This window comes from Streptomyces sp. 6N223, from assembly GCF_052246635.1.
Taxonomy (GTDB): domain Bacteria; phylum Actinomycetota; class Actinomycetes; order Streptomycetales; family Streptomycetaceae; genus Streptomyces.
In genome coordinates this window covers 13,295-27,038 of record NZ_JBQQCA010000079.1, presented here as the reverse complement: position 1 = coordinate 27,038, position 13,744 = coordinate 13,295, and the positions used below count along the sequence as shown (strand labels likewise).

Annotated in this window: 10 protein-coding genes; 3 read left to right on the top strand and 7 right to left on the bottom strand. The window is 71.6% G+C overall.

The genetic code is table 11. From position 1 onward, the window contains the following. The 5 genes from ACTWQH_RS30725 to ACTWQH_RS30705 form a co-directional block, all read right to left on the bottom strand. Window positions 1–2,110 (bottom strand): non-ribosomal peptide synthetase (locus ACTWQH_RS30725; RefSeq protein ID WP_443290078.1); only part of this gene is annotated, 2,110 nt, incomplete at its 3' end. 29 nt (window positions 2,111–2,139) lie between these two features. Next, complete coding sequence (locus ACTWQH_RS30720) at window positions 2,140–2,940, bottom strand: enoyl-CoA hydratase/isomerase (protein WP_443290077.1); 801 nt, start codon at window positions 2,938–2,940, stop codon at window positions 2,140–2,142. Between the two features lie 3 nt (window positions 2,941–2,943). Then, entirely contained in the window at window positions 2,944–5,331 is a 2,388-nt protein-coding gene (fabD, locus tag ACTWQH_RS30715; protein ID WP_443290076.1) for an ACP S-malonyltransferase, read from the bottom strand. Window positions 5,332–5,335: 4 nt separating this feature from the next. Further along, on the bottom strand, window positions 5,336–6,613 hold the full coding sequence (locus ACTWQH_RS30710) for a beta-ketoacyl synthase N-terminal-like domain-containing protein (protein WP_443290075.1): 1,278 nt from the start codon (window positions 6,611–6,613) through the stop codon (window positions 5,336–5,338). A 100-nt stretch (window positions 6,614–6,713) separates the two neighbouring features. Continuing rightward, entirely contained in the window at window positions 6,714–7,739 is a 1,026-nt protein-coding gene (locus ACTWQH_RS30705; protein ID WP_443290074.1) for an acyltransferase domain-containing protein, read from the bottom strand. 598 nt (window positions 7,740–8,337) lie between these two features. Between ACTWQH_RS30705 and ACTWQH_RS30700 the strand changes: the two genes are divergently transcribed. After that, complete coding sequence (locus ACTWQH_RS30700; RefSeq protein ID WP_443290073.1) at window positions 8,338–8,883, top strand: chorismate pyruvate-lyase family protein; 546 nt, start codon at window positions 8,338–8,340, stop codon at window positions 8,881–8,883. Window positions 8,884–8,971: 88 nt separating this feature from the next. On the opposite strand, the gene ACTWQH_RS30695 is transcribed toward ACTWQH_RS30700, so the two are convergent. Next, entirely contained in the window at window positions 8,972–9,934 is a 963-nt protein-coding gene (locus ACTWQH_RS30695; protein ID WP_443290072.1) for a sugar kinase, read from the bottom strand. A 189-nt stretch (window positions 9,935–10,123) separates the two neighbouring features. Between ACTWQH_RS30695 and ACTWQH_RS30690 the strand changes: the two genes are divergently transcribed. Then, window positions 10,124–11,245, top strand: coding sequence for a Gfo/Idh/MocA family protein (locus tag ACTWQH_RS30690; protein WP_443290071.1), 1,122 nt, complete (start codon window positions 10,124–10,126; stop codon window positions 11,243–11,245). Window positions 11,246–11,269: 24 nt separating this feature from the next. Next, the gene (locus ACTWQH_RS30685) at window positions 11,270–11,932 is read left to right on the top strand and encodes a bifunctional 4-hydroxy-2-oxoglutarate aldolase/2-dehydro-3-deoxy-phosphogluconate aldolase (protein WP_443290070.1); all 663 of its coding nucleotides are present in this window, start codon (window positions 11,270–11,272) and stop codon (window positions 11,930–11,932) included. Window positions 11,933–11,955: 23 nt separating this feature from the next. Here ACTWQH_RS30685 and ctaD read toward each other — a convergent pair whose 3' ends face one another. After that, a complete protein-coding gene (gene ctaD, locus ACTWQH_RS30680; protein ID WP_443290069.1) occupies window positions 11,956–13,656 on the bottom strand; it encodes an aa3-type cytochrome oxidase subunit I in 1,701 nt (566 codons plus the stop codon). Window positions 13,657–13,744: the final 88 nt, after the last annotated feature.

The following is a 13,744-nucleotide window of genomic DNA, read 5'->3' as shown; positions in this document are numbered from 1 at the left end:
GGGGGGCGGAGCCCCCCAGCGAGGGCCGGGGCGGAGCCCCGAGAGGGTGGGCGGGGGGCGATTCCTCCGCCGCCTTGGCCAGGTACGCCGTCAGTTCGGCCAGCCGGTTGTACTTGAAGAGCTTCGCCGGGGCGAAGGGAACGCCGAAGGCCCGCTCGATGCGTTTCGCCATGCCGATGTACTGCATGGACGTCGTCCCGAGCTCGCCGAGCGACGAGACCTCCAGCACCTGCTCCGGCGCCACCTCCAGCGCGGGCGCGATCACCTCGCGCGCCAGCCGCCGCCGGACCTCGCCCTCGTGAGCGGCCGACGCCTCCGTCGGCGCCTGCGCCGACGCCCGCGCCTCCGCCCGCGCCCGGAACCACGCCGCCAGCTCGCCCGCCTCGTACCGCCTGCGGCAGTCGTTCCGCCTCACCTTCCCGATCCCGCTGCGCGGGATGGAGCCGGGCGGTGCGAGGACGATGTCGTGCAGGGACACGCCGTAGTAGTCGGAGATGACCCCCCGCACGCGCCGCACCAGCCGCCGGTACCCGGCGTCGTCCCGCTCCTCGGGCAGCTCCTGCACGAGCACGATCCGCTCGGCCTCCTCGCCGCCGCCCACGGCGAAGACCGCCGTCGGCAGCGTCAGCTCGGGTATCTGCCTGCGGAGCGTCGTCTCCAGGTCCGGCGGGTCGTACTTCATCCCGTTGACGATCAGCAGCTCCTTGACCCGGCCGACCAGGTAGAGGTGGTCGTCGCGGATGAAGCCGAGGTCGCCGGTCCTGAAGAAGCCGCTCTCGCCCGTCGTCGCGATCGTCGCGCCGAAGGCGCGGGCGCTCTCCTCGGGCTGCCGGTAGTAGCCCTCGCACGTCGCCGTCGACCTGAACCAGATCTCCCCGACCTCGTCCGGCGCGCAGCGCTCGGCGGTGCGCGGGTCGACGATCTCGATCGTGAGCGGGCCCCGGACCCGGCCGTTGCGGACGAGGGACCGCGACCTCTGGCCGGGGCGGGCGGGGACGACGCGGCCCAGCGCCAGGCTCGCGGCGTCGGCCTCCAGCACGGTCAGGGAGGCGTCCGAGCTCTCGGTGGCCATGCAGCCGATCTCGGTCAGGCCGTAGTGCGGGCGTACGGCGTCCGGCCTGAGACCCAACGCCGCGAAGCGCTCCGTGAAGGACCTGACGGTCTGCTCCCGGATCGGCTCGCCCGCGCAGAAGATCGACCTGACGCCCGCGAGGGAGAGGTGGGCGACCTCCGCCGGGTCGATGGCGTTCACGCAGTGTTCGAGTGGCGAGGTGGGTGCGCCCGCGTGGGTGCCGCCGTGGCGGTCGATCAGCTCGAACCAGTGCTCCGGGTACTGGACGAAGACCTCGGGGGCCATCAGCACGGTGGAGGCCCCGACCAGCAGCGGGCTCAGCAACGCCAGCGGCAGGCCGAAGTTGTGGGTGAGCGCCAGCCAGGACACGACGGTGCTGTCCGGCTCGATCTCCCACAGCACCGCGCCGACGGCCGCCTGGAACATCAGCGTGCGGTGGCTGATCATCACGCCCTTGGGGCGTGACGTCGAGCCGGAGGTGTACATCATGATCGCCAGGTCGTCCCGGGCGGCCTCGCGCGGAGGCAGGGCCGCGTCGTCGTCGCCCGACGGCGTGAGGAACCGCGCCCCGGCCGTGGCCTCCCAGGCCTCCCAGGCCTCCGTGAGCCAGGCGCGGGTCTCCTCGTCGGCCAGCAGGCACGACGCCTCGCTGTCGGCCCTGACCGTGGCGATCGTCTCGGCGTTGGCGTCGGAGTGCGCGGCGGCGTCCACGACCGTCGGCACGGCGACGACGTTGGCGTGGAAGCACGCCAGCAGCCCGACGACGTAGTCCTCGATGCGGGGCAGCAGCAGCATGACCTTCTGCTGCGGCTCGCACTCCCGCTGGAGCCTGCCGCTCAACGCCGCGACCCGCCGCTGGAGCTCGTCGGGGGGCAGCTCGGTGCAGCGGTCGCGCTCCTGGTAGACGCGGAGGGGCTGGGTGCGCGGGTAGCGCTCGCACAGCTCGTGGAAGCTCAGCGGCGAGGCGGCCAGGGCCTCGATCTCGTCGAAGGTGATCGTCGTCGGGGACTTGGGGCTCATCGGGGTCTTGGGGCCCATCGGGCTCGGGCTCATCGGGCTCATCGAGGTCATCCGGCGCTCGCGTTTTCCCAGGGGTAGATGCCGTGCTCGACGAAGCGGGCGATCCTGTCGAGGTTGTCGGCGTTGGAGAAGATCTCGACGTTCGCCGAGACCGCGCCCTCCCGGTGCCGGCCCACGTCCACGGGCTCGATCTGGGAGTTCATGAAGCGCTTGTAGCGGGCGATGCCGTCCTTGGGCAGCTTGCTCAGGCGGCTGAGGTGCTGGGAGACGAGGGCGCCGCTGCGCTCGGCGCAGGCGTCGGCCAGCCCCCAGTGGGCGGCCTGCTCGGCAGTGATCGCCCTGGTCATCAGCGTCATGTAGTGGGCCCGCTGGTAGCCGATGCGGCGGACCAGGAAGGGCATGACCATCGCCGGGTACAGCCCGAACAGCAGCTCCGAGAGGCTGAACGCGGCGGTGGGTTCGGCGATGACGATGTCGCTGGCGGCGACGAAGCCGACTCCGCCGGCGTTGGCCTTGCCGCGGACGTGGGAGACGGTGATACAGGGGCCGGTCGCCATCCGCAGCCACAGGTCGTACAGCGGCGACGGGTCGTACTCGCCCTCGCGCTGCCCCTCCGCGTACGCCGTGAGGTCGGCGCCGTGGCAGAAGACCTCGGGCTGGCCCTCGAAGACGACGACGCTGACGCCGCTGTCCTCGCTCTCGCAGGTGCGCAGCACCTCGTGGCACTCGCGGATCATGGCGTCGTTGATGGTGTTGTCGCTCTCCGGGCGGTGGAGCCGCACCCGGCAGACGGGCCCCGAACGCCGTACGCGTATCGCCTCGTGCGACTCGTGCGCGTTGTACGCCATGGGTCAGTCCGTCCCCACCGCGGTCAGCTTGCGGGTGAGGCGGGTGGCCGCCTCCTCCAGGATGCGGCGGTTGATCTCGCCGACGTGGCGGCGGCGCCAGTCCTCGAGATCGGTGCCCTTGACCCACTGGTTGAAGGCGCCGAGGGCGGGCCCGCAGTGCACCTGGAAGTCGACGCGGCCCTCGTCGGCCCCGGTGAGGGCCTGCCGCGTGGAGTAGTCGAAGTACCAGCGGAAGACCAGCGCCATCTTGTGCTTGGGGTTGGCCTCCGCCTTCTCGATCTCCTCCGGGGGATGGACGGCGCGGACCTCGGCGTACACCTCGTCGAAGCTCCTGCGGAAATACCGAGTCTGGAGCTGCTCGGCCGTGGCGGGGTCGATCTCGTCGAGGGACTCGTGCCGCTTGTACAGCTCGTAGAGCTTGTTGGCGCGGGCCGGGAACAGCACGCCCTTCCTCAGCACCTGTATCCGGGCGCCGTACTCGAACATGTCGCCCGCCGGGGCGTAGCCGGTGTCCTGGATGTTGATGCCCTGGAGCAGTTCCTTGACCAGGTCGCTGGTGCCGGCCTCGACGGTGCACTGGTTGATCGAGCCGGTCATGATGAAGTCGGCGCCCATGACGAAGCAGGCCACGGCCGCGTCGGGGGTGCCGATGCCGCCGGCGGCGCCGAGGCGCACCCGCCTGTGGTAGCCGTGGCGGGCCATCATGTCGTCGCGGAGCCGGAGCATGGCGGGCATGAGGCTGAAGGCGACGCCCTGGTCGGTGTGGCCGCCGGAGTCGGCCTCGAAGCACAGGTCCTCGGCCATGGGCACCTCGCGGGACAGCTCCGCCTCCTGCGCGGTGACGCGTCCCTCGGCGAGGAGCCGGTCGACGATGCGGGCGGGGGCGGGGCCGAGGAACGCGGCGGCGACCTCGGGCCGGGAGACCTTGGCGATGACGCGGTTGCGTGCGACGGCCTGCCCTGCGGCGTCGCGGCGCAGGCCGGTGAGGCGGTAGCGGACCAGGGCGGGGGTCATGGTGATGAACGCCGACGCCTCGACGGTGCGGATGTCGTGCCGGAGGCAGAGGTCGACGATCTCCTCCTCGCGGCGGGGGGCGTTCGGGTCGAAGACGAGGTTCACGCCGTACGGCTCGCCGCCGGCGAGGTGGCGCTTGAGGTAGGCGATGTCGGACTCGACGCGGTCGAGGGGGAGGCCGCCGGTGCCGAGGAACCCGAGCATGCCCGCCCGGGCGACGGCGGCGATCATCTCCTTGGACGCCACGCCCTGGTACATGCCGCCGGTCAGGCAGGCGTAGCGCAGGCCGTAGTCCCTCTTGAAGCCGGCGCTGCCGAAGTCCGCGGCGGCGACGGCGAGTTGCGCGGGCGCGCTGTGCTGCGTGCCGCGCGGCGCGGCCACGGACGGCGCGACGGAAGCGGCGGCGGCTCGCGCAGGCGCGGCGGGTGCCGCCCGCTCGGGGCCACGCTGCGCGGGCAGGCGCGGCGCGGCGCCCGGCACGGCGGGCGGCACCGGCGGCTCCTCCGGGTCGTCGGTGGCGATCAGCGGCTCGGACTCCCGCTTGATGGAGCGCAGCAGGCTGACCAGCACCCGTCCGGGGCCGACCTGGAGGATCTCCTCCTCGCCCTTGCCCATCAGATAGCGGATGCTCTCGCTCCACTTCACCGCCGAGCCGATCTGGGCCACGAGCGTCTGCCGGATCTCGCCCTCCCGGTAGGGGCGGGCGGTGACGTTGGCGATGACCGGGATGGCGGGCGGCTTCAGCTCGAAGGCGTCGACGTACGCCGCGAACTCCCGCTGGGCGTCGGCCATGTAGCGGGAGTGGAACGCCCCGCTGACGGTGAGGATGGCGTACTTGAGGACCTTGGCGGTCTCGAACGCCGCCCGCGCCTCCTCGATGTCGGCGCGCAGGCCGGAGATGACGGTCTGGGTGGGGGCGTTCAGGTTGGCGATGTCGATGGTGTCGAGGCCGCCGTCGCGGAGGATGTCGCGGATCTCCTTCTCGGTCTTGCCGAGCACCGCGGCCATGCCGCCGCCCTTCGCCTGGCCCATGAGCTCGCCGCGCTTCTTGACCAGCTTCAGGCCGGTGGCGAAGTCGAAGACGTCGGCGGCGAGGAGGGCGTTGTACTCGCCGAGGCTGTGACCGGCGACGTAGTCGGGTCTCCTGCCGCCGTCCTCCAGCAGCCGGTAGTGGCTCAGCGCGTTGACGACGTAGAGCGCGGGCTGCGTGTACCGCGTGAAGTTGAGGCGTTCGTCCGGGTCGTCCAGGCACAGGGTGCGGACGGAGTAGCCGAGGATCTCGTCCGCGAGGTCGGTCAGCTCCTTGAAGTCGTCGAACAGCTCCTTGCCCATGCCGAGCTGCTGCGATCCCTGGCCCGGGAACAGATGAGCCACCACGGTGTCATTCCTTTCGAGTCAGGGGGGACTGGAGGAGCAGTGAGGTGTTGATCCCTCCGAAGCCGAAGGAGTTGTTCAGCGCGTAGGTGATCGAGGCGGCCGTCTGACGGGCGGGGGCGTATCTCGGGCCCGGGATGGCGGGGTGCGTCAGGTTCGGGTTGGGGTGGACGTAGCCGCCGCGCATCTGCAGGACGCAGGCGATGGCTTCGAGGGTCGCGGCCGGGCCGAGGCAGTGCCCGAGGAGCGACTTGGTGGCGTTGACCCACGGGCCGCCGGCCGGGGCCGGGCCGAACACCGCGCGTATCGCCTCCGCCTCGGTGTCGTCGCCGAGCGGCGTGCCGGTGGCGTGGGCGCTGACCAGGCCGATCTCCCCGGCGGCCACCCCGGCCCTGGCCAGCACCTCGCGCATCACGAACTCCTCGCCCTCCCGGGAGGGCTGGGTCAGGTGGTGGCCGTCGAGGGCGCTGACGCCCTCGCGGAGGTGGGCCAGCGGCGCGGTGGCGCGCTCGCCGGACTCCAGGACGATCGCCGCCGCGCCCTCGCCGAGCACGAAGCCGTCGTGGCGGGCGTCGAAGGGGCGGCAGCAGGCGGCGGGGTCGGCAGGGTCGGCGTCCTCGCTCCTGCCGCCGAGGGCGCCGAGGGCGCCGAGGTTGGCCAACGCCGCGAGCTCGACGTCGGAGAGCTCCTGCATCCCGGCGACGACGAGGCAGACGTCGGCCGCGCCGGAGCGGATGAGGCGCATGCCCTGGATCAGGCCGAGGTTGCCCCCGGCCGAGGCGCCGCCGACGGTCATGCCCTCGCCGCGGATGGAGAGGGCCTCGCTGACGACGCCGAGGAGGTCGCTGTCCCACATCTGGTGGGCGTAGCGGGGGGAGACGTACGCGGGGTCCTTCCGGAACTTCTCGGACATCGCGTGGGTGAGCTGGTGGGAGAGGTTGCTGCCGGCGACGAGCACGGATATACGGCGGCGGTCGGCGACAGCGTCGAGCCCGGCGTGGTGGTACGCCTGGGCGGCGGCCAGCAGGGAGTAGCGGATGGATCTGCCGGCGCGGCGGGTTAAAGCCCGCAGCCGGTCGCGGCGTTCGTCGTGCGGCGGCTCGGCCAGCAGGGAGTCGGGGTCGCGCGTCAGGCGCCCGCGGAATCCCAGGGTGCGCGGCAGGCCGAGTCCGGGGTCCTCGAAGGTGATTCCGGACCGGCCGCCGCGCAGCGCCCGGTCTAAGTCGTCCAGGTCGTGGGCCACGGCGCACTGGACGCCCATGCCCGTGATCGTCACCATCGGCATCCCCCTGCCTCCTGAAGGTTCCTGCGGATCAAGCTCGTCGTGGGTCAACTCCCGTGCCCTACCGGGGGTTACGGTGCGGTGCGCGGGTTTGCGGTGCCGTTCAGGTGTGGTCCGCGGCGCCTTCCGTCAGCCGCTCGGTCAGCCGCTCGATGTTCTGTATCTCGGCGTTGAACGGCGTGATGATGGGGAAGGTCACGGCCTCGGGCAGGCTCGACCGCAGGATCGCGGCGAGCGTCGATGACGGAGACAGGTCGACGTACCGGTGCCGTGCGTAGTGGGGGATACGGGCAACGGTCTCGGTGAAGCGGATCGGCCCGCGCAGGACCTGCCAGCAGGTCTCGGCCGACACCTCGGTGACGAGGGACGCGGTGCGCGAGGAGTAGATCGGGGTGGCGGCGTCCGCCGGGAGGTGGAGGCGGAGCTGGGCGCTGAGCTGGTGGATGCCGGAGGCGGAGTGCTCCATCACGGGTGAGTGGAAGGCGTACGCCACCGGCAGGTCCTGGGTGAGCAGTCCGTGGGCGGCCATCATCCGGCCGGCACGGTCCAGTGCCACCCGGTCGGCGCTGATGATGAAGTGCTGGGTGTTGTTGATGGAGGCGATGGCGATGTCGGACCGGGGTACGACCGCCTCGCGGTACCGGTCGAGCTCCGCGAGGACGGCGACCATGCCGCCGGGCGGGGAGGTGCTCTCCAGGCAGTGCGACAACTCGACGAGGAAGTCCAGGACTTCGTCGGGGGTCGCGTGGCCGGCCACGGCGACGGCGATGAACTCGCCGAGGCTGCTGCCGACCAGGAGGTCGGGCCTGACGCCGCGCGACTCGAGCGTCCGGGCGAGGGAGAACTCCGCCATGAAGATCGCGAGGTTCGTCATGAGGAGGTCGTCGCAGCGGTCGGCGAACCCTCGTTCGGGGTCGTAGAGGTAGTCGAGCGGGGAGCGGCCGCATCGCTTGGCGGCCAGCTCGTCCAGGCGCAGCATCGTCGACCGGAAGACGGAATCCCTGTCGTGCAGGATCCGCGCCATGCCGAAGTGCTGCGATCCCTGCCCCCCGAGGAGGAAGACGACCTTGCCCCCGTCCCCCTCATCGGCCCGCGTCGTGGGCCTGCGTCCGCAGCGCACATCCGTCACTGACTGGCCTCCCCCGATGGTCGCCGGTTCCATGGGACTTCTAAGGAGTGAGAACAATGCACCAGAGATCTGGCGAAGAAAGGAGTGTTACGGGTCAACGGCGAGCCGTTCTTTTCCCAGATTCGAAAGAAGTTGTGGAAGAGTTCGGAGGCGGACGCGCAGGGTTGCCCAGCGGATTCCTCCGAATCGAGATGCGACCGTACACCTCGCCTCGCGGACGGGTCAACCTATGCCCAAAGCTCGGTGACGGCTTGCGATATCGAATCCTCGGTCACCCGAGCGACTTCCCCGGCGTCATCGAACACAGGATCGCGCCTGCCCTGAGCCCGATGTCGCTCGGAGATACCGGCGGGGCATTCACCCGTAGGTGTGAATTCAGGGAGCACGCCTCGACGCTTGACTGACAATACGCGTATGCTGCCGCGAGTCGGCCTCCCGGCTGTCTCGGCCGGGCGCGGGTGGGGAAGTTCAAGGATGATGCGGCTGGTGCCGGGGGAATCGCCGTGGAGCATCTTCTCGCAGTGCCGGCACAGCACCTTCTCACTTCGCCACTCTTGCGACTCCTGCCGCTCTTCTTTTCTCTCGATCTGGAGTAGAGATGTTAAGATCGGAGACTTCTGATCTGTCCAAGTTCTTTGTATCGCGGGCTGAGACTGACAAGTATCTGGCTGAACTCGGGCATCTTGATCCCGCCTATCGAGCCGTGATGGTAAGCGACGGGACGCTTACCAACATGCTGTCCGCTCTCCATCTGGAGGACATCGCCACCGAATGCTTCGAGAACGCTCAGGGCCTGCCGGACCCTGAGCAGCGCCACTGGCTGAGCATCGGCAGCGAGCCCTGCGTCCGAAGGCGGGTCGAGCTCAACGGCGCCCTCTCGGGCACCACCTACGTGCGCGCCCTGTCCCACCTCTACCCGCCGCGGCTGCCCAGCTCCTTCCTGATGGACATGTCCCGCGCCGGGGCGAGCCTGGGCACCCAGCTCCTGAGCTCGCGTATCTCCCACCGGCGCGAGCTGATCTGGATCCGCGGCGGACCCGGCCTGTTGTTCTCCCGCCTGTACCGGATCCTTCTCAACGACAAGCCCGCGATCCTCATCCAGGAGGACTTCCTGGAGAAGGTGACCGACACCGCCCTGGTGTGAATCCGGCGGCCCGGGGGCTCCCGCCGGCACGCGACGGGGGTTTCCGGACCGTCGCCCGCCCTGCCCGCGCGGCCGTCGTCAGGGCGAGTCAGGGCGCGTCAGACGCTCGCCGGCCGCGGACGCGCAGCACCTCGGCCGGCGGCAGCGGGGCGAAGTCCGAGGAGGACGCCAGGACCTGGGATGCCGCGTAGTGGCCGAGGCGGAGGCGCGTCGGCTCGTCGTCGCCGTGGAGGAGGCCGCTCAGCCAGCCCGCGGCGAAGGCGTCGCCGGCACCCACCGGCTCGACCACGGCGACGCGGCGTGCGGGCTCGCGGAAGGTCCCGGAGGGCGTGAACGCCACGGCCTCGGCCGCGGCGTCCTTCACCACCAGGTGGCCCGGCTTGTCGATCAGGCGGCGGACGCTGTCGGCGTCCGGCGTTCCCCACAGCGCCTCGGCCTCGTCCCGGCCCACGAACACCACGTCGCCGGCCTGGGCGAGGGCCAGCAACTCCCCCGCCGCGTCGTCGTCTTCGCCGCGCCACAGCGCGGGCCGGTGGTTCACGTCGAAGCTGAGCCACCGCGTACCGAGCGGGCGGTCGTGGACCAGGTGCCGCATCAGCTCCCCGCAGGCCGTGGAGAGCGCGGCGGTGATACCGGAGAGGTGCAGCAGGCGCGCGGGCCGCGCCCGCCACGCGCGGACGTCGGCGGCGCTCATGGCGGAGGCGGCCGATCCGTCGCGGTAGTAGAGGACGCGGGTGGCCTCGGGGGCGGGGTCCTTGACGTAGACGGCGGTGGGCCGGTCCGGGTCGCGGCGTACCAGGCGGGTGTCGACGCCGCGCCCGGCGAGGGTGTCGATGACGATGTCGCCGAGCCGGTCGGCCCCCAGCGCCCCGGCCCACGCCGCCGCGTGGCCGAGCTCGGCGAGCAGCGCGGCCACGTTGGACTCCGCGCCGCCGGGCCGCAGCACGAAGGTGCCGTCGCCCGTGAGGCGGCCTCCCGCGTGCTCGGGCGTGACCATGACCATGGTCTCGCCGATCGCCAGCACGTCGAGCATGTCGCGCACCCCGTCCATGGGGCGGATCCTACGGCCGAGGGCGCGGGCGGCCGAGGGCACGGCGGCGGCGCAACCGCGCGCCCCCACAAGGGCGGCGCCGAGCGGTGGTGACGGCCGTGCCGCCCGTCCTAACCTGACGCTCACCGCAAGGCCGGTCACGAAGGCCGGTCACGGGGGCTGGGCGTTGGCGCAAGGAGGCGGCATCGCATGGGCACTGCACTATCGGACCCGCGTCGGACCCCGGAACCGGAACCGGAATCGGAACCCGAGCCGGATCCGGGCCCGGACGTGGGCGCGGGCGCGAGCCCGACGGCGGGCGCGCTGGGCGTCGCCGTCGTCGGCACGGGCCGCATCGCCCGCAAATGGCACCTGTCGGCCTGGGCGGCCCGCAGCGACGCGCGGCTGCTGTGGACGGTCGACGTCGACCGCGACTCGGCGCGCGAGGCCGCCGCGACCTGGTCCGTGCCGCGTTCGGCCACCGACCTGGCGACCGTGCTGGACGACCCGGACGTGGCGGTGGTCGACCTGTGTACGCCGCCCGAGCACCACGCGCCACAGCTGCTGGCGGCGTTGCGGGCGGGCAAGCACGTGCTGGTGGAGAAGCCCGCCGCCTGGTCGCTGGCGGAGGTGCGGGCGATGGCGGAGGCCGCCGAGGAGGCGGAGGCGGCGGGCGGGCCGGTCGCCATGGTCGCCGAGAACTGGCTGCACAGCCCGGCCATCGCGCGGCTGCGGCGGCTGGTGGAGGGCGGCGCGCTGGGCGAGCCGCTGGTCGTCGCCGGCACCCTGGAGACCGGCACGGCACTGCCGCGCACCCCGCAGCAGCAGCGCAGCCGGCTGCTCAACGGCGGCGTTCACATGGTGACGACGATCCGGCACCTGTTCGGGGAGCCCACGCACGTCGGGGCGTTCACGCTGCCGGACCGGGCGGAGGGGCCGACGGGGCCGCGGACCGACCTCGACATCGTCGCCTCGCTGCGGTTCGCCGACGGCAGGATCGGCAGCTTCCAGCAGTCGGGGCGTTCGCAGCGGCCCCGGCCCGGGGTGCGGGTGGTGCGGGTGCTGGGCACCGAGGGCATGGCCGAGGCCGATCCCATCGCGGGCTGGGCGGCGTGGACCGAGACCGCGTGGGACGGCGGCACGCACCACCGCTGGCAGGACACGACGGGCGCGGCGGGCCAGGACGCGGAGATCGCGCACTTCCTCGACGTGGTGCGCGGCCGGGCGACGCCGCTGCCGACGCTGCGGGACCAGCTGCGCACCCACCACGTGATGGAGGCGATGCTGACCTCGGCACGCAGCTTTGAGACGGTGGAGATACCCGCCGCCTGACCTGGGAGCCACACCGTGAACGCCATGGCCATGGACGCAGCACCGAGATCCTCATCCGCATCCTCGTCCTCGTCCTCATCCGCCCTTCCCCGCCTCGTCGTCATCTACCGGGGGCTGGCGCCCGACGCCGCGCTGGCCGCCACCGAGGCTCTGCTGGAGGCGGGCGTCACCGGCTTCGAGACGACGCTGGACACGCCGGGCGCGCTCGGCTGCGTCGCCGAGCTGGCGCGGCGTTTCGGGGACCGCGCGCTGATCGGCGCGGGCACCGTCCGCAGCCGCGAGGAGGTCAAGGCGGCGGCGGACGCGGGTGCGGCGTTCCTGCTCTCGCCGCACCTGGACCCGGAGGTGGTGGCCGCGACGAAGGAGGCCGGGCTGGTCTCGGTGCCGGGCGCCTTCACCCCGACCGAGGTCGCGCAGGCGCGGCGCGCGGGAGCCGACGTGGTGAAGATCTTCCCCGTGGGCCCGGTCGGCGCGGGGTACGTGCGGCAGCTCGCCACGACGCTGCCGGACATCCCGCTGCTGGCGGTCGGCGGGATCACCGCCGAGCTGGGGCGGGACTGCCTGGCGGCGGGGTGCGTCGGCGTGGGCGTGGGCGTACGCCACATCGACGCCGATGCGCTCGAGGCGGGCGACTGGCCGGGGCTCGCGCGCGGCGCCCGCCGCTACCTCGCGGCGCTCGGCGGCTGAGCCGCTGCGGCAACGCAGGCCCGTCAGCCGACGTGGCGGATGGTGCCCTGGCGCGGCTGGACCTCCAGTTCGCTCCCGGTGACCTCGGGGTGGTGGAGGTCGAAGGCGGGGGACTCCGAGCGGATGCGGGGGAGGGAGATGAAGTTGTGGCGGGGCGGCGGGCAGGAGGTGGCCCACTCCAGGGAGCGGCCGAATCCCCAGGGGTCGTCGACCTCGACTGCGGGGGCGTGCCGGGCGGTCCACCAGATGTTGTAGAGGAAGGGGAGGGTGGACATGCCCAGCAGGAACGCCCCGATGCTGGAGACCGTGTTGAGCGCGGTGAAGCCGTCGGAGGCGAGGTAGTCGGCGTAGCGGCGCGGCATGCCCTCGGCCCCGAGCCAGTGGTGGACGAGGAAGGTGGTGTGGAAGCCGACGAACAGCGTCCAGAAGTGGATCCTGCCGATGGTCTCGTTGAGCATCGTGCCGGTCATCTTGGGCCACCAGAAGTGGAAGCCGGCGAACATGGCGAAGACGACGGTGCCGAAGACGACGTAGTGGAAGTGGCCGACGACGAAGTAGGTGTCGGTGACGTGGAAGTCCAGCGGCGGTGAGGCGAGAATGACGCCGGTGAGGCCGCCGAAGAGGAAGGTGACGAGGAAGCCGATCGACCACAGCATCGGCGTTTCGAAGCTGAGGGACCCCTTCATCATGGTGCCGATCCAGTTGAAGAACTTCACGCCGGTCGGCACGGCGATCAGGAAGGAGAGGAGGGAGAAGAAGGGGAGGAGGACGGCGCCGGTGGCGAACATGTGGTGGGCCCAGACGGTCATGGACAGCCCGGCGATGGTGATGGTGGCGGCGATGAGGCCGAGATAGCCGAAGATCGGCTTGCGGGAGAAGACGGGGATGATCTCGCTGATGATGCCGAAGAACGGCAGCGCGATGATGTAGACCTCGGGGTGGCCGAAGAACCAGAAGAGGTGCTGCCACAGCAGGGCGCCGCCGTTGGCGGAGTCGAAGATGTGGGCGCCGAAGGCCCGGTCGGCCTCCAGGGCGAAGAGGGCGGCGGCCAGCACCGGGAACGCCAGCAGCACCATGACCCCGGTGAGCAGCACGTTCCAGGTGAAGATCGGCATCCGGAACATCGTCATGCCGGGGGCGCGCATGCAGATGATGGTGGCCATGAAGTTGACGGCGCCGACGATGGTGCCGAAGCCGGCCAGAGCCAGGCCCATGATCCACATGTCGGGGCCCATGCCGGGCGAGTGGACGGCGTTGTTGAGGGGGGCGTAGGAGAACCAGCCGAAACTGGCGGAGCCGTCGGGCGTCAGCAGCGAGCCGAGGACGAGCAGGCCGCCGAAGAGGAAGAGCCAGTAGGCGAGGGCGTTCAGGCGCGGGAACGCCACGTCCGGGGCGCCGATCTGCAGCGGCATGATGAGATTGGCGAAGCCGGCGAAGAGCGGGGTGGCGAAGAGCAGCAGCATGATGCCGCCGTGCAGCGTGAACGCCTGGTTGTACTGCTCGGCGGAGATGAGCTGCATGCCGGGGCGGGCCAGCTCGGCCCGCATCACCAGCGCCAGCGCGCCCGCGACGAGGAAGAAGCCGAACGCGGTGGCGATGTAGAGCACGGCGATCTGCTTGTGGTCGGTGGTGGTCAGCCAGCCGACCACGGCCCGGCCCGGCGCCCTGGTCTTGCGCGACCGCCCCGGTGGTGCCGCCTCCGGCGGCTTCGTCAGCGTCACCATGGTGCCGTCCGTCCCTTCCGCTGCGCTGTGGGGCTTGTTGTAGCGGCGAGGTACCACACCGGCGGTGATTGACTCCTTCGTGGGCGTG